This is a genomic window from Bradyrhizobium sp. cf659 (genome assembly GCF_900113725.1).
Taxonomy (GTDB): domain Bacteria; phylum Pseudomonadota; class Alphaproteobacteria; order Rhizobiales; family Xanthobacteraceae; genus Bradyrhizobium.
On the sequence record NZ_FOQJ01000016.1, the window covers coordinates 13,605 to 33,970 of the forward strand.

19 protein-coding genes are annotated in these 20,366 nt (G+C 65.0%); 14 read left to right on the top strand and 5 right to left on the bottom strand.

Annotation, left to right across the window (positions count from 1 at the left end):
- Positions 1-35: 35 nt before the first annotated feature.
- The 8 genes from BM118_RS37080 to BM118_RS37115 all read left to right on the top strand — a co-directional run bounded on the left by BM118_RS37080 (position 36) and on the right by BM118_RS37115 (position 7,768).
- The gene (locus BM118_RS37080; RefSeq protein ID WP_092192590.1) at positions 36-1,433 is read left to right on the top strand and encodes an MFS transporter; all 1,398 of its coding nucleotides are present in this window, start codon (positions 36-38) and stop codon (positions 1,431-1,433) included.
- A gap of 122 nt (positions 1,434-1,555) precedes the next feature.
- A complete protein-coding gene (locus BM118_RS37085) occupies positions 1,556-2,383 on the top strand; it encodes a 3-oxoadipate:acetyl-CoA acetyltransferase (protein WP_092192592.1) in 828 nt (275 codons plus the stop codon).
- 134 nt (positions 2,384-2,517) lie between these two features.
- Positions 2,518-3,723 (top strand): MFS transporter, encoded by a 1,206-nt coding sequence (locus BM118_RS37090; protein WP_092192594.1) that lies wholly within the window; start codon positions 2,518-2,520, stop codon positions 3,721-3,723.
- Positions 3,724-3,818: 95 nt separating this feature from the next.
- Positions 3,819-4,445 carry an outer membrane protein gene (locus BM118_RS37095; RefSeq protein ID WP_177235033.1) on the top strand — a complete coding sequence of 209 codons (627 nt, stop codon included), beginning with the start codon at positions 3,819-3,821 and terminating at the stop codon, positions 4,443-4,445.
- Between the two features lie 188 nt (positions 4,446-4,633).
- A complete protein-coding gene (locus BM118_RS37100) occupies positions 4,634-5,863 on the top strand; it encodes a CaiB/BaiF CoA transferase family protein (RefSeq protein ID WP_092192598.1) in 1,230 nt (409 codons plus the stop codon).
- A gap of 220 nt (positions 5,864-6,083) precedes the next feature.
- Complete coding sequence (locus tag BM118_RS37105; RefSeq protein ID WP_092192600.1) at positions 6,084-6,959, top strand: beta-keto acid cleavage family enzyme; 876 nt, start codon at positions 6,084-6,086, stop codon at positions 6,957-6,959.
- Positions 6,960-7,063: 104 nt separating this feature from the next.
- Positions 7,064-7,279 carry a hypothetical protein gene (locus tag BM118_RS37110; protein ID WP_092192602.1) on the top strand — a complete coding sequence of 72 codons (216 nt, stop codon included), beginning with the start codon at positions 7,064-7,066 and terminating at the stop codon, positions 7,277-7,279.
- A gap of 96 nt (positions 7,280-7,375) precedes the next feature.
- The gene (locus BM118_RS37115) at positions 7,376-7,768 is read left to right on the top strand and encodes a RidA family protein (RefSeq protein WP_092192604.1); all 393 of its coding nucleotides are present in this window, start codon (positions 7,376-7,378) and stop codon (positions 7,766-7,768) included.
- A 187-nt stretch (positions 7,769-7,955) separates the two neighbouring features.
- On the opposite strand, the gene BM118_RS37120 is transcribed toward BM118_RS37115, so the two are convergent.
- The gene (locus BM118_RS37120) at positions 7,956-8,618 is read right to left on the bottom strand and encodes a TetR/AcrR family transcriptional regulator (RefSeq protein ID WP_092192605.1); all 663 of its coding nucleotides are present in this window, start codon (positions 8,616-8,618) and stop codon (positions 7,956-7,958) included.
- Positions 8,619-8,942: 324 nt separating this feature from the next.
- On the opposite strand from BM118_RS37120, the gene BM118_RS37125 reads away from it, so the two are divergent.
- The 4 genes from BM118_RS37125 (at position 8,943) to BM118_RS37140 (ending at position 12,665) form a co-directional block, all read left to right on the top strand.
- Positions 8,943-10,178: an acyl-CoA dehydrogenase family protein gene (locus BM118_RS37125; protein WP_092192607.1), complete on the top strand. Its 1,236-nt coding sequence runs from the start codon at positions 8,943-8,945 to the stop codon at positions 10,176-10,178.
- 141 nt (positions 10,179-10,319) lie between these two features.
- The gene (locus BM118_RS37130; RefSeq protein ID WP_092192750.1) at positions 10,320-11,378 is read left to right on the top strand and encodes a phosphotransferase family protein; all 1,059 of its coding nucleotides are present in this window, start codon (positions 10,320-10,322) and stop codon (positions 11,376-11,378) included.
- A gap of 298 nt (positions 11,379-11,676) precedes the next feature.
- On the top strand, positions 11,677-12,018 hold the full coding sequence (locus tag BM118_RS37135) for an NIPSNAP family protein (protein WP_092192609.1): 342 nt from the start codon (positions 11,677-11,679) through the stop codon (positions 12,016-12,018).
- A gap of 20 nt (positions 12,019-12,038) precedes the next feature.
- Positions 12,039-12,665 (top strand): LysE family translocator, encoded by a 627-nt coding sequence (locus BM118_RS37140; RefSeq protein WP_092192611.1) that lies wholly within the window; start codon positions 12,039-12,041, stop codon positions 12,663-12,665.
- Between the two features lie 469 nt (positions 12,666-13,134).
- On the opposite strand, the gene argE is transcribed toward BM118_RS37140, so the two are convergent.
- From argE to BM118_RS37165, 3 genes are all read right to left on the bottom strand, one after another.
- Complete coding sequence (argE, locus tag BM118_RS37150) at positions 13,135-14,307, bottom strand: acetylornithine deacetylase (RefSeq protein ID WP_177235034.1); 1,173 nt, start codon at positions 14,305-14,307, stop codon at positions 13,135-13,137.
- Positions 14,308-14,434: 127 nt separating this feature from the next.
- The gene (locus BM118_RS37155) at positions 14,435-14,983 is read right to left on the bottom strand and encodes a hypothetical protein (RefSeq protein ID WP_244550326.1); all 549 of its coding nucleotides are present in this window, start codon (positions 14,981-14,983) and stop codon (positions 14,435-14,437) included.
- Between the two features lie 1,398 nt (positions 14,984-16,381).
- On the bottom strand, positions 16,382-17,167 hold the full coding sequence (locus BM118_RS37165) for an SDR family NAD(P)-dependent oxidoreductase (RefSeq protein WP_092192617.1): 786 nt from the start codon (positions 17,165-17,167) through the stop codon (positions 16,382-16,384).
- A gap of 133 nt (positions 17,168-17,300) precedes the next feature.
- Between BM118_RS37165 and BM118_RS37170 the strand changes: the two genes are divergently transcribed.
- Together BM118_RS37170 and BM118_RS37175 are read left to right on the top strand one after the other, a co-directional pair.
- Complete coding sequence (locus BM118_RS37170; protein ID WP_177235035.1) at positions 17,301-17,999, top strand: histidine phosphatase family protein; 699 nt, start codon at positions 17,301-17,303, stop codon at positions 17,997-17,999.
- Positions 18,000-18,123: 124 nt separating this feature from the next.
- The gene (locus BM118_RS37175; RefSeq protein WP_014494484.1) at positions 18,124-18,891 is read left to right on the top strand and encodes an SDR family NAD(P)-dependent oxidoreductase; all 768 of its coding nucleotides are present in this window, start codon (positions 18,124-18,126) and stop codon (positions 18,889-18,891) included.
- A gap of 241 nt (positions 18,892-19,132) precedes the next feature.
- Here the strand turns inward: BM118_RS37175 and BM118_RS37180 are convergent, their stop codons facing one another.
- Positions 19,133-20,356, bottom strand: coding sequence for a serine hydrolase domain-containing protein (locus BM118_RS37180; RefSeq protein ID WP_092192621.1), 1,224 nt, complete (start codon positions 20,354-20,356; stop codon positions 19,133-19,135).
- Positions 20,357-20,366: the final 10 nt, after the last annotated feature.

Here is a 20,366-nt window from a genome sequence, read left to right on the forward strand (position 1 = left end):
AACGGGACGTCAGCAAACCAGGGAGGAATTTTGAAATGGTCACGACTCGCGCGATCCATCAGATGAGTCAGTCCAGGAAGGCTGCTGCCAGCGGCTGGATCGGGTCGGCTCTCGAATATTATGACTTCTTCATCTACGCGACCGCCGCGTCGCTGATCTTCCCGCAAATCTTCTTTCCGTCAGACAATCCCACCGTCGCCATCGTCGCATCGCTGGCGACCTATGGGGTTGGATATGTGGCCCGGCCGATCGGCGCCTTCGTCCTCGGACATTGGGGCGACACCCATGGGCGCAAGACCGTCCTCATTGTCTGCATGTTCCTGATGGGCATCTCGACCATGGCCGTTGGCCTTCTGCCGACCTATCACCAGGTCGGTATCCTCGCGCCGATCCTGCTCGTCATCCTGCGCCTCGTGCAGGGATTTGCCGTGGCCGGTGAAATCTCCGGCGCGAGCTCGATGATCCTGGAGCACGCGCCATTTGGCCGGCGCGGCTTCTACGCGAGCTTCGCCCTTCAGGGTGTGCAGGCCGGTCAGATCCTCGCTGCAGCCGTCTTCCTGCCGCTGGCGGCCTACATGCCGACCGACGCCTTCAACAGCTGGGGCTGGCGGATTCCCTTCCTGCTCAGCTTCTTCGTCATCGTCGCAGGCTACATCATTCGTCGCGAAGTGGACGAGACGCCTGCCTTTGCCCGCGAGGACGAGCGGGGAGAAACGCCGCGGGCGCCCATTGTCCAGGCCATCAAGCTGAGCTGGCGCGACATGCTCAGGGTCATCTGCATGGCTCTGATGAACGTCATCCCCGTCGTTGCGACCATTTTCGGTGCGGCCTACGCGGTCCAGCCCGCCTATGGCATCGGCTTTGCCAAGGACGTCTATCTCTGGATCCCGGTGCTCGGAAACATGCTGGCCGTGTTCGTCATTCCCTTCGTTGGCCATCTCTCCGACAAGGTCGGCCGCAAGCCTCCGATCATCGTGGGCGCGCTGCTCTCCGGCCTGCTCGCCTTCGGCTATCTCTACGCCATCAGCATCCGGAACGTGCCGCTCGCGATCCTGCTGTCGCTCCTGATGTGGGGCGTCGTCTATCAGGGTTACAATGCGATCTTCCCGAGCTTTTACCCCGAGCTGTTTCCGACGCGCACGCGGGTGTCGGCGATGGCGATCTCGCAGAACATCGGCACGACCATCACCGCGTTGCTTCCCGCTTTGTTTGCGACCGTGGCGCCTCCCGGCTCGGCCAACATTCCCTTGACGGTGGGGGCGATCGCCTTCGGCATCACGGTCATCGCGGCGCTGGCGGCCGTCACCGCCCGGGAAACCTACCGGATCCGCATCGACGATCTCGGCAATCCCAAGGCCGTTCCGATGGCGCGGGCCGACTATGAGCGGCAGCGTGCCGAAGCGGCGAGTAGCGCGGCCGCAATTCCGACCTGACGAAAACGTGACGAGGCAATGCCGCTGCGATCGATGATGTTTGCAGCGGCAGGGCTCGACGCGTTACGTAATTGCCTGGTCGAACTCGGTGCGCGTGAGCGCGATTATCAAGAGGTTGCAGGATGAACCCCGTCGTCGTTGCTGTCGCTATCACCGGCTCCGTTCCGCGCAAGAAGGACAATCCTGCGGTGCCGATCCTGCCGTCCGAGCAGATCGAGTCGACGCAACAGGCCTTCGAGGCCGGCGCCACGCTTGCGCATATCCATGTTCGCAACGATGACGAGACGCCGTCCTCCGATCCCGAGCGTTTCGCCCTCGTGCAGGAGGGGATCAAAAAGCACTGCCCGGGGATGATCGTTCAGTTTTCGACCGGCGGGCGGGGCCGCGATCCCTCGGCGCGTGGATCATCGCTCTACCTGAGGCCCGACATGGCCTCGCTGTCCACGGGATCGGTGAACTTTCCAACGATTGTCTACGAGAACAGCGCCGCCCTGGTCGAGACCCTTGCCACCAGCATGAAGGCGGAGGGCATCCGGCCGGAGATCGAGATCTTCGATTTGTCGCATCTGCACGGCGCCCGCCGCCTGATCGAGGCGGGGCTGATCGACCCGCGTCCGCACGTGCAGTTCGTCATGGGCGTCAAGAACGCGATGCCCGCGGACGAGCATGTCCTCGACATCCTCCTGGGGGAGCTGAAGCGGCTGATCCCGCAAGCGACCTGGACCGCGGCCGGGATCGGGCGCCACCAAGCCGAGGTCATGGGCTGGGCGCTCGCGCGCGGCGCCGACGCGATTCGCACCGGGCTCGAGGACAATATCAGGATCGACAAGACGCGGCTGGCCGCCAGCAACGCGGAGCTCGTGACCGTCGCCTGTGAGGCTGTCACACGCCACGGCCGGCGGGCCGCGACCGCGGCCGAGGCGCGATCCCTGCTCGGGCTCGCGGGATAGGGGCCTACTGCCTCCTCCTGACATGCTTCCGGCTGCCTTCTGCCATTCGGCGGCCGGCGTTCCCGTGCGCTGAGTCTCCGGCTAAGACATGCCCACAGGCGTGATCGGCGCCTGCCGGGCAGGCGACGTTTGGAATGCGGTTCTTGAAATCTGACGGCAGGCTCATCGGGGTCCTGCTGGTGCTTGCAATCACCCAGCTCATCGGATGGGGAACGATCGGCCTTCCGCCGATCGTCGGCCGCGACCTTGCGGCCGATCTCGGCATGAGCCTGCCGATGGTGTTTGCGGGCACCTCCACGCTTTATGTCACCATGGGGCTGTGCGCGCCCTGGCTCGCCAAGGCGTTTGCGCGGCACGGCGCACGCAAGGTGATGATGGTGGGCACCGTTGTGGCCGTGCCGGGCTACGTCGCTCTGTATTTCGCGCGCGAGCCGATGCTCTATTTCGTGGCCTGGGTCATTCTCGGCATGGGCGGCAGCGCCACGCTGTCGACCGGTGCCTATATCATGCTCAACGAGGTTGCCGGGCGCCAGGCCAAGAACGCCATCGGCGCGCTGATGCTGGTGACGGGCCTCTCCAGCAGCATCTTCTGGCCGGCCACCTCGTTTCTCAGCGGCCATTTCGGCTGGCGGGGCACCTGCCTCGTCTACGCAGCCATGCTGATCCTGGTCTCGCTTCCGCTCTACGTCTTCGGCGCGCCGCGCCGGAATAGTGTGAAGGACGAAGGCGGCTCGGCTGCAAAACCCTCTGATGCGCCTGCGATTCCGCGCGGCACCTTCAATCTGGTCGTCATCGCGATCACGCTGAACGCCTTCGTGAATTTTGGTCTCGGCGCCGTGCTCATCGAGCTGCTGCGGGCGGAAGGGCTGGCGCCGGCCCAGGCCATCGCCTTCGGTTCGATGCTTGGCGTGATCCAGGTCAGCGCCCGCGGGCTGGACTTCCTCGGCGGCGGGCGGTGGGACGGAATCACGACCGGGCTTGTCGCCGGCACGGCGCTCCCCGTCGCCATGCTGCTGCTGATGCTGAGCGAGGGGGCGACCTGGGCGGTCGCGGTCTTCATCCTGCTCTATGGCGCCGGCAGCGGCGCCATGGCGGTGGCGCGGGCAACCATCCCGCTCGTGTTCTACGACCAGGCCGAGTTCGCCAAGGCGATGTCGATGATCGCGCTGCCGCTCAATCTGGCCTCCGCGATCTCGCCGCCACTCCTAGCCGCTCTGCTGACCCAGTTCGGCGGCCGCGCCGCGCTGGGCCTGACCCTGGTGTTTTCCTGCGCGACCGTGCTGATCCTGGTTCTGCTCGGCCGTCGCCGGCCGCGAGTCGCCTCGGCGGCTGCCGCGTGAGACCTGTCTGAGCGCTTCGGTCGCGCCTACCATGCAGATGTGGCGGCTCGCCTCAGTCGCTGTGCATTGCCTGCCGCCTTCTTCTCGTTTTGCCCGTGAAAGCGCCGAGCGCTGTCGTCACGCCACCTCTCAGTTGGACCGGCTTTTATGTGGGCGCCCAGGGCGGCTACGAATGGAGCCGCGACCGCACCATCGAGTTCAACCTCGGCGGCCCGCCGACCGGCTTCAGCCAGGATTTCAGGCCGAGCGGCGGCTTTGGCGGCGTGCATGTCGGCTACAATCATCAGTTTGACCGGCTGGTGCTCGGCATCGAGGGCGATGTGGATGTCGGCCGGGTCAGTGACGTTGTATCCCCTGGTTTCGGGCTGGTGTTCAGCGCTCGCAAGGATTGGGAAGCCTCGGTTCGCGGGCGGCTCGGCTTTACACCGACGGAGCGACTGCTGCTGTATGTGACAGGCGGTGTCGCCTTCACCGAGCTGAAGTACCACTGGAATGCGAGTGATCCCGTGGCATTCCCGTCCGCAGACGCCAATATTACGAAGACCGGATGGACCGTGGGCGCCGGTGGCGAGGTGGCGCTGACCAATCGCGTCACGGCACGGCTGGAATATCGCTACAGCGATTTCGGCACCACGCGCTTCGATTGGCCCGCTGTCGGCGGATCTTACGAGCAGCATCCGCGCTTTCAGTCCGTGCGTGGCGGCGTGAGCGTCAGGTTCTAGCCAGCCGCGGCCGGTACGATATTCGCCACGCGGAATTCGACGCCGTCGGCTGGTTGCCGCCGCCGGAGCGGGGGATGGCGGCATGCCGCCAGTGCAGTGCTCAGGCTGCGAAAATGGTGTATCCGCAGGGAGCGCGGCCGCGGCCTATGGCCGCCGCGCCAAGATCCAGTTCCCCGGAGGAAATCGACATGTCGGCCTTGCCGCTCTCAGGCATCAAGATCCTTGACCTCACCCGTGTGCTCGCCGGGCCCCTGTCGGCCCAGATGCTGGGCGATCTCGGCGCGGAGGTCATCAAGATCGAGCGGCCGGGCACCGGCGACGACGCGCGCGCCTTCGGGCCGCCTTATCTGACCGACCCCGAGGGCAAGGCGAACAACAACAACTCGTTCTATCTCTGCGCCAACCGCAACAAGAAGTCGGTCACGGTCAACATCGCCAAGCCCGAGGGACAGGCGATCATCCGTGAGCTCGCCAAGGACGTCGACGTCTTCATGGAGAACTACAAGGTCGGCGATCTCAAGCGCTACGGCCTCGACTACGAGACCATCAAGGCGATCAACCCCGGCATCATCTATTGCTCGGTGACCGGCTTCGGCCAGACCGGACCTTACGCGCCGCGCGCCGGCTATGACGCCATCCTCCAGGCGATGGGCGGCCTGATGAGCGTCACCGGCCATATGGACGGCGAGCCGGGCGAGGGCCCGATGAAGGTCGGTCCCTCGATCGTCGACTACATGACCGGCATGAACACCTCGATCGGCATCCTCTCGGCGCTCTACCATCGCGACGCCAATGGGGGCGTCGGACAGCATCTCGACGTCTGCCTGCTCGACACCGTGATTGCCTCGCTCAGCCACTGGCTCCAGATCTACCTCGTCAACGGCAAGACACCGCCGCGCCGCGGCACCTGGGGCAATGGCGGCATGCCGGCCGGCGTGTTCCGTTGCACCGACGGCGAGCTGATGCTGGTGGTCGGCAATGACGGCCAGTTCCAGCGCACCTGCGCGGTGCTCGGCGAGCCCGAGCTCGCCAGCGACAAGCGCTTCGTCAAGAACAACGACCGTGTCGTGCACGGCAAGGAGATCATGGCGATCTTCGCCGGCCTGTTCCTGAAGAAGCCGGTGGCCTACTGGCTGGAGAAGCTGGAGGAGGCCGGCGTACCGTCAGGTCCGATCAACAATTTCGAGCAGGTGTTCAACGATCCGCACGTCCAGTCGCGCGGCATGCGGGTGAAGACCGAGCACAAGTTCGAGCCGGAGCTGTCGCTGATCCGCAACGCGCTGACCTTCTCGGAAACCCCGATCAAGAATTACCGCGCCCCGCCGCTGCTCGGCGAGCACACCCAGGAGGTGCTCGGCGGCAAGCTCGGCTATGACGCCGGGAAGATCGAGACGCTGAAGCAGCAGGGTATTATCTAGCTTCGATGAAGCGGCGCGCGAGCTTTCCCTCTCCCCTTGTGGGAGAGGGTGGCTCGCCGCGATAGCGGCGAGACGGGTGAGGGGTTCTCTCCGCGCGCTACACCGTCAGTTGAGCGCGTCGAGACAGACCCCTCATCCGGCGCTTCGCGCCACCTTCTCCCACAAGGGGAGAAGGAAGAGGGCCGGCGCTTGTGGCACGTGACATTGGGGATCACATCATATGACCGGCAAGACCATCATCACCTGCGCCATCACCGGCAACCTGACGAAACCCGAGCAGTCGCCGTATCTGCCGATCACGCCCGAGCAGATCGCGACCTCCGCGCTGGAAGCGGCCGAAGCCGGCGCCGCTATCGCCCACATCCACGTGCGCGATCCCGCGACGGGGCGGCCCTCGATGTCGATCGACCTCTACCGCGAGGTAGTGGAGAAGATCCGCGCGCGGAACAAGAGTCTCGTCATCAACCTGACCACCGGTCCCGGCGGACGCTTCGTCCCTTCAATCGAGGATCCCCGCATCGCAGGGCCCGGCACCACGCTGCTCCAGCCCGAAAAGCGCGTCGAGCATGTCGAGCTGCTCAAGCCCGACATCTGCACGCTCGATCTCAACACCATGAACTCCGGCGGCGAGGTCGTGATCAACACGCCGCGCAACGTCCGCGTCATGGCCGAGCGCATGAAGGCGGCCGGCGTGCTTCCGGAGATCGAGCTGTTCGATTCCGGCGACTGCCATCTGGCGCGCGACCTGTTCGCCGACGGCACGCTGAAGGGGCCGGGCCTGTTCTCCCTCGTGCTCGGGGTCAAATACGGCTTCTCGGCGACGCCGGAGACGATGTTCTACGCCCGCAGCCTGCTGCCGCCGGGCGCGATCTGGTCCGGCTTCGGCATCGGCCGCGCCGAATTCCCGATGGTGGCGCAGGCCTTTCTGCTCGGCGGCCATGTCCGTGTCGGCATGGAGGACAATCTCTATTTGTCCAAGGGCGTGCTGGCGAAGACCAATGCCGAGCTGGTTGCGCATGCCGCGGGCATCCTGGGGAGCATGGGTGCGAGCGTCGCGACTGCAAATGAGGCGCGCGCGATGCTCGGCCTTGCCTGAGGCTTGCGCGCAATCCCCAGATAAACCCGGTCCGTACTCACACAGGCTTCCGCTTCGCGTCCGACTCTGATTCGATCTCCCTACGAGTTCCGGGAGGGAAGCGCATGTCCTATACGATCGGGTTCCAGGCCAAGAACCAGAAGGCAGTTCTGGCAACCGAGGCGGCAACCGCCAATCAGGCCGTCGCCATCATTGCTGCGCTGCGGCAAAGCGCCGACGAAATCAAGTTCATCCGCTCGCCGCAGGAAGGCGAGATGGGCATCGAGATGCTGCTGCTGCTCGCCAAGGAAGAGGCCGAGGAGATGCCGCAGCGGGCCTGACCCCGCGACGACCACACTTCGATCAGAAGCGAAACATGCCGGCTGCAATATAATGTAGCAAGGCGCCAGTGTCGCTCGAACCGAAGGTGGCCGCCCATGAAACGCGAAGCGCTCCGCGTCGAACCGATCTCGTCCTTTCTCGACCGCTGGAAGGCGCCGACCTCGCCGGTGACGCGCGCCGGCAACATGATCTTCGTCGCCGGGCTGCCGCCATTCGATCCTGAAACCGGCGAGATCGCATCCGCGCCGATCGAGCGGCAGAGCGAGATCATCATGGAGCAGATGAAGCTGTGCCTTCAGACGGCCGGCGCCTCCCTCGACAACGTCATGAAGTGCAATGTCTACTGCACCTCGACGAAGCACTTCGCCGCGTTCAACGCGGTCTATGCGCGCTATTTCCCGATCGATCCGCCGGCGCGGATCTTCGTCTGCACGCCGGAATGGTTCGCCCCCTTCGACGTCGAGATCGACTGCATCGCGATGATGTGAGGCGTGCGGTCGCTTGCTTACCTCGCCCCGCTTGCGGGGAGAGGTCGGATTGCATCGAAGATGCAATCCGGGTGAGGGGGTACAGGTCCGTCGACAATCTCACGCGCGGAGAGAAGCCCCTCACCCCAACCCTCTCCCCGTAGAACGGGGCGAGGGAGCGCAGCATTGGCGTGGCTACGGTTCTTCGCTAACGCGCAGCGAGCCGTGCCGGCGCCTTGGCCTCGACCTTGCCCGCCGTCAGCGCCATCGTCGCCACGCTGACCACGCGTGCAACCACGTCCTCGACGTCGTCGAGATCGCATTTGCCTTCCGACAGTTTCGTCAGCCGTTCGCTCTCGCGGATGGTGTGGTGCGCCATGGCGAGCGCGAAGTTGAGGCCCCAGTAAATATCGACGTCGCTGCGGTCGGGCAGGGACCTGCGCATCGCGCCGGCGAATTTGCGCAGATGGTCGATCTCGCGGTTCTTGATGCGGCGGATCGGCGGCACGGATTCGATCGAGGCGCGGATCATGAAGCGCGCCGCCGTCGAGCGCTGGTTCTCGGGTCCGAGGCAGCCGCGCAAGGTGGGGCCGACGAGGGCGCGCAGGATCACCTCGATCGGCGCGCGGCCGCCGCCTTCTTCTTCCGCCGCCTTCAATTCGCGCAGGCGTTCGCGGTTGGTGGCGATCGAGCGGGAGACGAACAGTTCCGCGATCAATTCGTCCTTCGAGCCGAAATGATAGTTCACCGCCGCGAGGTTGACATTGGCCTCCGCGACGATGTCGCGCAGCGTCACGTCGCCGAAGCCGCGATCGGCGTAGAGCCGTTCGGCGGCGGCGAGAATGGCAGACCTCGTATGATCGCTGGCCATGGCTCTTTATCCCGTCATTCCGGGGCGCGACAACGTCGCGAACCCGGAATCTCGCGCCGCAACTTCTGGATTCCGGGTTCGACGCTTCGCGTCGCCCCGGAATGACGAGGACGGCGCGAAGTGCCGAGGGGAGTTGCTATTCAAACAGTTGTATGAAACTATCGTTTGAAGGCCGGGAAAAGTCAATCCGCAATCGGGACTCGTTCGCAACTGCGATCAGGCCTGAAGCTTCGCAAGCCGCGCGCATTCACGCTTGCGGGTCGCGCGCGGCGGGAGGACAGTCCGGCGCAAAACAGGTTCGAAGAGAGAAACGAGGAGCGTCCCATGGATTTCGATCTGTCCCCCAAGCAGAAGGAATGGCTCGACCGCGTGCGGTCCTTCATGGCCAAGCACGTGCGTCCGGCGGTGCCGGTCTATGACGAGCAGGATCGCACCGGCGAGCGCTGGAAGGTGATCCCGATCCTGGAGGACCTCAAGAAGAAGGCGAAGGCCGAAGGCCTCTGGAACATGTTCATGCCGCCGTCCGAGCATGAGGACGACGAATTCCGCGGCGCGGGATTGACCAATCTCGAATACGCGCTGCTGTCGGAAGAGATGGGCCGCATCACCTGGGCCTCCGAAGTGTTCAACTGTTCCGCGCCCGACACCGGCAACATGGAAGTGTTCATCCGCTACGCCAGCAAGGAGCAGAAGCGCAAATGGCTGCGGCCGCTGATGGACGGCGAGATCCGCTCGGCCTTCCTGATGACGGAACCGGCAGTGGCCTCGTCGGATGCCACCAACATCGAGACCCGCATCGAGAAGGACGGCGATCACTACGTCATCAACGGCCGCAAATGGTGGTCGTCCGGCGTCGGCGATCCCCGCTGCAAGATCGCGATCCTGATGGGCAAGACCGATCCGAAGGCGGCCAAGCACCAGCAGCAGTCGCAGATCCTGGTTCCGCTCGACACGCCCGGCATCAAGGTCGAGAAGATGCTCCCCGTCTTCGGCTTCGACGACGCGCCGCACGGCCATGCCCAGGTGCTGCTCGACAACGTGCGGGTGCCGAAGGAGAACATCCTGCTCGGCGAGGGCCGCGGCTTCGAGATCGCGCAGGGCCGCCTCGGTCCCGGCCGTATCCACCACTGCATGCGCACCATCGGCAAGGCCGAGGAGGCGCTGGAGAAAATGGTGAAGCGGCTCTCCTCGCGCACCGCGTTCGGCAAGAAGATCATCGAGCATTCGGTGTGGGAGCAGCGCATCGGCGAGGCGCGCACCGACATCGAGATGAACCGTTTGCTGTGCCTCAAGGCCGCCGACATGATGGACAAGGTCGGCAACAAGGCGGCGCAGCTCGAGATCGCCATGATCAAGGTCGCAGGCCCCAACATGGCGCTGAAGATCATCGATCAGGCGATCCAGGCCTTTGGCGGCGCCGGTGTCTCCGACGAGGCCGGCCTTGCCAAGGACTACGCCCACATCCGCACGCTCAGGCTCGCCGACGGTCCGGACGAGGTGCACAACCGCGCCATTGCCAGACTTGAAGTTCGGAAGTATGCAAACTCTTCCACGCACTAAGATGGGGGAGGGCGACGTGTCGCTCCCCACACCGTCATTCCGGGGCGATGCATAGCATCGAACCCGGAATCTCGAGATTCCGGGTCTGGTCCTTCGGACCATCCCGGAATGACGGAAAATGAGAAAAGAGGGAGCGTCATCGTGGCCGACGGCGTCAGGAAAGACGAGGAGTTCTCGGGCACCAAGCCGGTCGAGGAGCGGCATCGTTTCGACGAGCTGCGCCTCGAGGCGTGGATGCGCGACAACGTCGAAGGCTATGAAGGACCGCTGGTCGTCCTCCAGTTCAAGGGCGGCCAGTCCAACCCGACCTATCGGCTGAACACGCCGAAGCGTTCCTACGTGATGCGCCGCAAGCCGTTCGGCAAATTGCTGCCGTCGGCGCATGCGGTCGATCGCGAATATCGCGTGATCGCGGCGCTGGGAAAACAGGGCTTTCCGGTCGCGCGCGCCTATGCGCTGTGCCAGGACGACGGCGTCATCGGCGCGGCCTTCTACATCATGTCGATGGAGGAGGGCCGGGTGTTCTGGGATCCGGCGCTGCCGAGCCAGGATGGCGATGCGCGTCGCAAGATCTTCACCAGCAAGATCGAGACGCTGGCAAAGCTCCACATGTTCGACCCCGTCGCGATCGGCCTTGGCGATTTCGGCAAGCCCGGAAACTATTTCGCGCGCCAGATCGACCGCTGGACCAAGCAATATCGCGCCTCCGAAACCCAGCACATTCCGGAGTTCGAGAAGGTCGCCGAATGGCTGCCCAAGACCGTGCCGGAACAGGCGCGCGTCTCGATCGTGCACGGCGACTACCGGCTCGACAACATGATTTTCCACGCGACGGAACCGCGCGTGCAGGCCGTGCTGGACTGGGAGCTGTCGACGCTCGGCGATCCCATGGCTGACTTCACCTATCTGCTCATGCAGTGGATCATGCCGGGCCTGCAGGGCGTCGACCTCAAGGCGCTCAACATTCCAAGCCTGGAGGAGGCCGCGCAGATCTATTGCAACGCGACCGGGATGAGCGTGCCGGATCTCAACTGGTACTTCTCCTACAACCTGTTCCGCCTCGCCGGCATCACGCAAGGCATCGCCGGCCGCATCCGCGACGGCACCGCCGCCAACGCCAAGGCGCTCGAATCCGCCAAGCGCACCGTGCCGCTGTCGCAGGCGTCGTGGGAATACGCGCAGAAGGCGGGGGCGGTGTAAGGAAATGCGACGGCGCGGCCATGTGGCCGCGCTTTTTCGTTTGTGGTTCACATCCCGCCAGGCACTTGGTGTCATTGCCCGCGAAAGCGGGCAATCCAGTATTCCAGAGGCGGCAGTGCTTGAACCGTGAGGCCGCGGCGTACTGGATGCCCCGCCTTCGCGGGGCATGACAGCTTCCGTAGGGTGGGCAAAGGCGCGCGTTTCGCGCCGTGCCCACCGCCTTCGCGGATACCTACAACTTCGCGACCTTTGACATCCCGCGCTCCGATCCTATCTCCGCGGGGCACGGAGACTGATCATGATCCAGCAACTGCGCATCTACGAGATCTTCGAGAAGAACAAGGCCGCGTTCCACGCCCGGTTTCGCGATCACGCCGCCCGCATCATGCGAACCAGATATGGCTTCCGGATAGTGGCGATGTGGGAGACGAAACACGGTGATCGCACCGAATTCGCCTATCTCCTGGAGTGGCCCGACGAGGCCGTCAAGACGTCGGCGTGGGCGGCGTTCATGGCGGACGCCGAATGGGCCGAGATCAAGCGGGTCACTCACGCCGAGCATGGACTGATGGTGGGCCAGATCGAGGATCGCCTGCTCGTGCCGGTGGACTATTCGCCCTCGCTCAGCCTGTTACGCTAACGGCCCTCGGGACCACGCCCATGATCGACCACACCACTCTCATCACCTACATCCTCATCGTGCTCGGCTTCGTCTTCATTCCCGGTCCGGCCACGCTGCTCACCATGGCGCGCGCCGCAAGCTCCGGAACGAAGGTGGGTATCGCGACGGGCGCGGGGATTGCGGCGGGTGACGTGATCCACACCAGCATGGCGATCGTCGGCCTCTCGGCGATCATCGCCACTTCGGCGCTCCTGTTCAGCATCGTCAAATATGCGGGGGCCGCGTTCCTGATTTATCTCGGCATTCGCGCCATGCTCGACAAGGCACCGATCGCTCTGAACGGCGGAGCGCCCACGATCAGCGCAGGTCGTGCATTCCGCGAGGCCGTGCTGACCGAGGTGCTCAATCCCAAGACCGCGCTGTTCTTCCTGGCGTTCCTGCCTCAGTTCGTCCGGCCGGAACACGGCGGGACCGCGCTTCAGCTTGCGATCCTCGGCATCGTTTTCGTGCTGCTCGGCTTGTTGAGCACCGTCGTGTTCGCCGTGGGTGCCGGTCGTCTCGGCAATTTCCTGCGCCGCCATCCGGCCGTCGTGAAGTGGCAGGGCAAAGTGGTCGGGACCATCTACTGCGCCGTCGGCGTGCGGCTGGCATTGCAGGAGCGCTGAGGCGCGGTGCGCTCCCGTAGCCCGGATGAGCGCAGCGATATCCGGGGCAGGTCGTCCCGCATGTCGCTTCCGCCTTCGCTCTTCGAGCTACGGCGGACAAGTCGCTCATGCGGGTTACAGGCCGTCCCCACACTCTCTGCGTCATTGCCCGCGAAGGCGGGCAATCCAGTATTCCAGAGGCGGCGCTGCTCGAATCGAGCTGCCGCGGCGTACTGGATGCCCCGCCCCAGTGCGCAATTGCGCACAAGGCGGGGCATGACACCGATGATGAGGAGCGCTCGTTCCCTCCGTCATTGCGAGCGAAGCGAAGCAATCCAGAATCTTTCCGCGGTGGCAGACTGGATTGCTTCGTCGCAAGAGCTCCTCGCAATGACGAGGATGGAGCTCGGAGTCCTCGCAATCAGTTCGCGCAAACTGGCGGCCGAGCAGATCCGCCTCGCGCATCTGTAGGGCTAACCCGCCCTATGCATCAGCCCTTCGCACAATGCGCGATCAGCTTCTCGACGAAGCCCGCGCATTTCAACAGCTCCGACATCTCGACGAACTCGTCCGGCGTGTGCGCCTGCGCGATCGCGCCGGGGCCGATCACCACCGAGGGGATCTCGGCCATGCTGGCGAACAGGCTCGCCTCGGTGCCGAAGGCGACCTTGGCGTGGTCGTTGCGCCCCGCAAGGCTCTTGGCCAGCGTGACGATGGCAGCGTCGGCGGCGGTGTCGAGCGCGGGATAATCGAGGATCTCCTCGAAATCGATGCCGCATTCCGGATGCCGCGCCCTCATCGCCGGCTCGATCTCGGCCTTGGCCCAGGCGACGATCGCATCCGTCACCTCGCGCGACTCGGTGATGCCGATGCCGCGGCATTCGAAATCCACCGTGCAGAGATCGGGCACGATGTTCAGCGCGGCGCCGCCATGGACGATGCTGGTGAGCAGCGTCGAGTGCGGAACGTCGTAGAGGCTGTCCGTTGATCTCTTGCCTGCGAGTTGCACCGCGCGGCGGCGGATCTCGACGATCAGCTCGGCGGCATATTCGATCGCGTTGACGCCGTCGGGCGCGATCGAGGAGTGGCGGGCGAGCCCGCGGAAGGTGGCGCGCACGCCGTGCTTGCCCTTGTGGCCGATAATGACCTGCATCTGCGTCGGCTCGCCGACGAAGCAGCCGAGTGGCCTGACCTTCTTCTTGGCGACCTCGCCGAGCATCGGCCGCACGCCGACGCAGCCGATCTCTTCGTCATAGGAGATCGCCAGATGAATCGGCGTCTTGAGCTTGGCCTCCAGCATCTCCGGCACCATGGCAAGGCACACCGCGACAAAGCCCTTCATGTCGGTGGTGCCGCGGCCGTAGAGCCTGCCGTCGCGCTCGACCAGCTTGAACGGATCGTGGCTCCAGTCCTGGCCCACGACAGGCACGACGTCGGTGTGGCCCGACAGCACGAGGCCCGGGCGGTCCTCCGGCCCGATGGTGACCCACAGCGAGGCCTTCTGCCCGGTCTCGTCGACGATGCGCTCAAAGCCGACGCCGAGCGCGGCGAGGTAGCTTTCGATATGGGCGATCAGGGGCAGGTTGGTGCGGTCGCTGACGGTGTCGAAGCCGACGAGGTCGGCGAGGAGCTTGCGAATCCGGTCGGGTCTTGTGTCCAGCATTCTCGGGATCATGTGATGGGAGGGGTGGTGGTCGGCTCTGCCGCCTGCACGAACCATACCAACGGAACGGTACGACGTGCAAACCCGCTGGGCGGGCGGGCGAGCCAGGTCGGCCGTCCGAATGCGCTCAGTTCTTCTGGGCCGCGTTCTTCTTGGCCGGGGCGGGCGCCGGCGCCGCGGCGGTTTCCGGCGGCGCTTGCGGCGTTGCGACCGAAATGCCGTAGGGCCGCCACTGGTTGGCGACGTTCTGGAACGTCAGGTCGAAATTGATCTGGAGCGGGCGGGTCGGAAAGAATCCTGTCAGGCGCAGCATCTTGTTGGGATCGAGATAAGGCGGCGTCGAGAGCTGCGGTGCGGCAAGCGCCACCGAGAACAGGTCGAAATTCCGCCGCCGCAGGTCGGTGAAGCCCAGCGCGAGATCGGCGGCGCTGTTCCTGGCCTGGAAGTCGGGCGCGGCGAGGTCGCGCAGCACCGAATAGTTGCCGGTGCGGTTGGCATCGTTCAGCGTCAGCAGCGTGGAGCGGATCAGGTACAGCGCCTGCTCGGCGCTGACGGGAAGCTGCGGCTGCTGCTTGGCGGCGGCCTTGTCGTCTTCGGCCATGGTCGAGCTCATGACCGCCAGCGACAAGGCGACCACCACGCCCAAAGCGAGGCCGAGATATTTCCGCACGCGCATGGCCAAATCCAGCCTCACCATCCGAGCCTGACCTCGACACGCGCACCGAGCAGGTTCTGGTTCATGCCTGCAAAAACGTGCATCGTCATTCCTCAAACAAACCGAGCCAATGACATTAGCGGTTCGATCGAACGGAATCTGTCACCGCCCGGCAACATCAGGCCGGGACCATTCGGCCCGAATGAGGCGGGCCGCCGGCGCCAACCTGCAGACCCGTAGCCCGGGTGAGCGGAGCGATACCCGGGACAGCTCGTGCCGAGAATCCCGGATGTCGCTGCGCTCATCCGGGCTACAATCCCTTGCGTTGCCCGACGGGCAAGACACGCAAGATGCCGGTCAACGCGCGGTCGCAAAATATTCCACTTTACCGAAATTCGGAATTGGCGGATAGTGCGCGCACTCCGGCCCAAGGAAGAGGGGCGTATCGCGATCGTCACGAACGCGGGCCGGGCGGCGGTGGACGTGGGTCACATCGGCGCGAAACGCATCGCAGGGCGGGCAACCGTGAGCGAGACCATCGCGCGCACGACCGGTGTGATCGGCGTACGGCCAAATCGTGTCGTCCTGGCGCCCGGGGTCTGTGCGCCAAGTCTTGCGGTGATGTGTGTGGTTCAACCGGACCCGCGCATCAGCCATCCGTAAGGCGACGGGGGCAATAGTGCATCGCTCCCCGGGGAGAGCGCGACATAAGCCGTTCCAACCATCGCGCAGGGAAGGCCGGGATGCTCCGGTTGCCCTGTTTCCCGCTGTGCATCGTAGCGCAATCCGCGTTTGGCATGGCGGCCAATGGGAGCCAACCGGCTCCCGGCCTTCCCTGCGCCCTCTTTCATTGGGCGTGACGCGACGAAGCAAAGCTCGGGCGAAACATGCCGCGAGGATGAACAGCTATGTCTATCGATGAACAACGGTCTCGTGCCCCGGACGCAGCGCAGCGCTACTTTAGCGGTGCGCTGCAGAGCCGGGGCCCAGGCGTCGGCGATCTCGTCGCATCCTGGGTCCCGGCTCTGCGCAGCAACGCCAAGAGGCGTTGCAGCGCGTCCGGGACACGAGAGGAACGGGTGTTGTCTCCCACACTCCGTCATTGCGAGCGCAGCGAAGCAATCCAGAATCTTTCCGCGGAGGGACTCTGGATTGCTTCGCTGCGCTCGCAATGACGGTGGTGATGCAGTTTGCGCCTTATCCCCCACCGTCGTCCTGGCGAATGCCAGGACCCATTACCCCGGTCAGCGTGGTCGAAGCACGACGTGGCCACCAGCGTTCGCAGCAACCAAGTTCGGTGGCTATGGGTCCTGGCTTTCGCCAGGACGACAGCGAGGGTGTTGCCGCGGTCTCGCGCAAAACGCCGGTCCGAAAATGGCCGGGCTCGCCCGGCCATCATCAACGTGGAGAGCGACTTTGCTAAACCGGCTTGCCCGTATACGGCATCGACGCGGTCAGGCCGCCGTCCACCGGGAACGCCTGGCCGTTGACATACGAGGCTTCGTCGCTCGCCAGGAACAGCCCCATCGCCGCGAGCTCGTGCGGCTGGCCGGGGCGCTTCAGCGGATTGAGCTGGCCGATCTTGTTTTGGGTGCCACGCTCCTTGGCGCGGTCGAAGATCGGTTTCGTCATGCCGGTTTCGATCAGGCCCGGGCAGACCGCGTTGATACGCACGCCGGTGCCGGTGAGCGAATAGGCGGCGGTCTGCACCAGGGAAATCACGCCGGCCTTGCTCGCCGCATAGGGATGGCCGCTGGCGCCGGCCTTGAGGCCCGCGACGGACGCGGTCAGCACGATCGCGCCGGACTGCTGCTTCACCATGTGCGGCATCGCGTGCTTCACCGCGAGGAACGGTCCGATCAGATTGACGCGCAGCACCTCCTGCCAGTGCTCGACGGTTTGCTCGCCGAGCGGGACGAGCCCGCCGGAGACGCCGGCATTGGCCCAGATCACGTCGAGCCGGCCGTGCGTCTTCACCGCCTTGTCGATGACCGCGATCACATCCTTCTCGGAACCCGCATCCGCGATCATCGCTTCCGCGACACCGCCGGCCTTCTTCACCTCCTCGACAGTCTCCTTCACCGCCTCGGTGCGATCGACCGCGATCAGCCTGGCGCCTTCCCTGGTGAACAGCAGCGCAGCGGCGCGGCCGATGCCGCTGCCGGCGCCTGTGATGATGACGGATTTGTCTTGCAGGCGGCCCATGCGTTTCTCCCTTTGGCTCGCGCACGACGCTTGCCGCGCGACGGAATTTCAAACAAGATTTCAAACGGTAAAGTGTCTTGAGACACGTTCACACCTGACGTACAGCGACATTACACGGGATGGAAGGGTTTCGATGGCAGGCGCAGACAAGCCGAATGTGGTCACGACACGGTGGTGGTGGGTCCGTCACGCGCCGGTGCGCAATGACGGCGGCAACATCTACGGGCAGAGCGATATCGCCTGCGACACCAGCGACACCTATGTGTTCAATGCTGTTGCCAAGGTGCTGCCACGCAAGGCGGTCTGGTATTCGAGCAATCTGATGCGGACGCATCAAACGGCCGAAGCGATCTGGGCGGCCGGCTTTCCAAGGCCTGCGTCGATGAAGTGGGAAACGGACCTTGCCGAGCAGAATCTTGGCCGCTGGCAGGGCATGAACCGCGCCCAGTTCATCGCCAGCCGTCCCGTCGGCACCAGCTGGTTCGCCGACATCAACGAGCCCGCGCCCGGCGGCGAAAGCTTCATGGATCTCTACAACCGCACGCGCCGCACCATCGAGCGGATCAACACCGAGGCGGCGGGGCAGGACATCGTCGCGGTCGCGCACGGCGGCACCATCAAGGCCGCGCTGGGGCTCGCGCTCGATGGCCAGCCGGAGCGGGGGCTGTCGTTCGACATCGACAATTGCTCGGTGACGCGGCTCGACTATTTTGCCAGTCCCGAGCGCATGGTCTGGCGGCTGCCGATGGTCAATCAGCAGCCGTGGATCGCGGATGATGCGCACGCGGCGATGCACCAGCTTGCGGGACCTGAAGTCAAGAAGCTCGCCTGAGTGAGCTGTCATCCCGGGATGGTCCGAAGGACCAGACCTCAGGTGCGCAATTGCGCACCATAGTTCGATGCTTCGCATCGCCGCGTAACGATATTGAATACGAAGATCAATCTGGGAGAGAAACATGACCTTGTTCGACATGAAGGGGAAAGTTGCCGTCATCACCGGCTCGACTCGCGGCATCGGGCTCGCGATCGCCGAGCGCATGGCCGAGCACGGCGCCAAGGTCGTGATCTCCTCGCGCAAGGCCGACGTCTGCGACCAGGTCGCGAAGGGGATCAACGACAAGTTCGGCAAGGGCACCGCGGTCGCGATCGCGGCCAACATCTCGTCGAAGGAAAATCTGCAAAACCTGATCGACGAGAGCAACCGCGCCTTCGGCAAGATCGACGTGCTGGTGTGCAACGCCGCATCGAACCCGTATTACGGTCCGCTCGCCGGCATCTCCGACGATCAGTTCAGAAAGATCCTCGACAACAACATCGTCGCCAACAACTGGTTGATCTCGATGGTGGTGCCGCAGATGATCGAGCGCAAGGACGGCTCGATCATCATCGTCTCCTCGATCGGCGGCCTCAAAGGCTCGACCATCCTCGGCGCCTACGCGATCTCGAAGGCCGCCGACATGCAGCTCGCGCGCAACCTCGCCTGCGAATACGGCAAGCACAACATCCGCGTGAACTGCATCGCGCCCGGCCTGATCAAGACCGATTTCGCCAAGGCGTTGTGGGACAATCCGGAGAACCTGAAGGCCTCGACCTCGCGCTCGCCGCTGCTCCGCATCGGCATCCCCGACGAGATCGCCGGCGCGGCCGTGTTCCTGGGCTCGAAGGCCGGCGACTTCATGACCGGCCAGACCATGGTGATCGACGGCGGCGCGACGATCAGTTGAGGCCGCGATTGGCTAGCTGACGCGCTGCTCGAGGAAGGGGGCAAGCGCCGCGCCCCATCATCGGTGTCATCGCCCGCGAAGGCGGGCGATCCAGTACTCCGCGGCCGCAGTTGTGTGAACGAACGACCGCCGCGGCGTACTGGATGCCCCGCCGGAGCCTGTCATCGGGCTCGCCGAAGGCGAGACCCGGTGGCGGGGCATGACGGCGAATGTGGATGCGGCGTCGCGCGTCAGAAGGACCTCAATCCACCGCCGCGTACACCAGGTCCCGCACCAGCGTGCGCGTGTAGTCGCGCTGGCCCGGACCCTGGCTCATGAACACCGCGAACAGATCCTCCTTCGGGTCGATCCAGAAGAACGTCCCCGCGATGCCGCTCCAGAAATACTGGCCGACGCTGCCGGGGAAGGGCGCGATGCCGGCCTCGCGGCGCACGGCGAAGCCGAGGCCGAAGCCGTGACCGGGCGAGAGCAGGGTGCCGTTGGTCTTCACCTCGGGTCCGAGGTGGTCGGAGGCCATCAGCTCCAGCGTCTTGCGGCCGATGATCCTGTTGCCGTCGAGCGTGCCGCCATTGCGCAGCATCAGCGCGAAGCGGGCGTAGTCCATCGTGGTGGAGACGAGGCCGCCGCCGCCGGATTCCATCACCGGCTGTTCCAGCATGTTGAACAGCGCGACCTTGTCGCCGGTCCAGGGATCGGCCGCGAACGGCTCGGCGAGCCGGCCGGCATTGGCCTCGCCGGTGGCAAAGCCGGTCTCGGCCATCTGGAGCGGGGCCAGGACGCGCTCGGTCAAGAACGCGCCGAGCGGCTTGCCGCTGACGACCTCGACGATGCGGCCGAGGATGTCGGTGGAGCGGCTGTAGTTGAACTCGTCGCCGGGGTGGCAGACCAGCGGGAAGCTCGCCACCAGTGCCGCGTGCTCGGCATTGGTGATCTTGCGGCTGCGCACCCGCGAGTCCTGGTAGATCTTGTGCACGGGGCCGTCGCCCTGGTGCTCGTAGGTCAGGCCGGAGGTGTGGCGGAGCAGGTCCTGCACCGTCATCGGGCGCCTCGGTGGAACCAGGTCCAGCTTGCCGCCGCTGACGATCCCGACCTTCTGGTCGGCAAACGCCGGGATGAACTTGGCAACGGGATCGCCGAGCAGGAGGTGGCCGTCCTCGACCAGCGCCATGACGGCGACCGAGACGATCGGCTTGGTCATCGAGAAGATGCGGAAGATCGAATCAGGCGCCATCGGCGCTGATGCGGCCGGGCTCTGGCGGCCCAGCGCCTCGAACCAGCCGACCTGGCCGCGGCGGGCCACCAGCACGGTGATGCCGGGCACCGTTCCCTTGTCGATCTCGCGCTTGAACGCGTCCGACATCGCCTGGAGGCGCGGCCGCGACAGGCCCAGCGTCTCGGGCTTGGCCTCGGGCAAAGGCGGAGTTTTCGGCGCGGTTGTGGGGCTAAGGGCGGCTGTCGCGGTCATGGTCACTCCC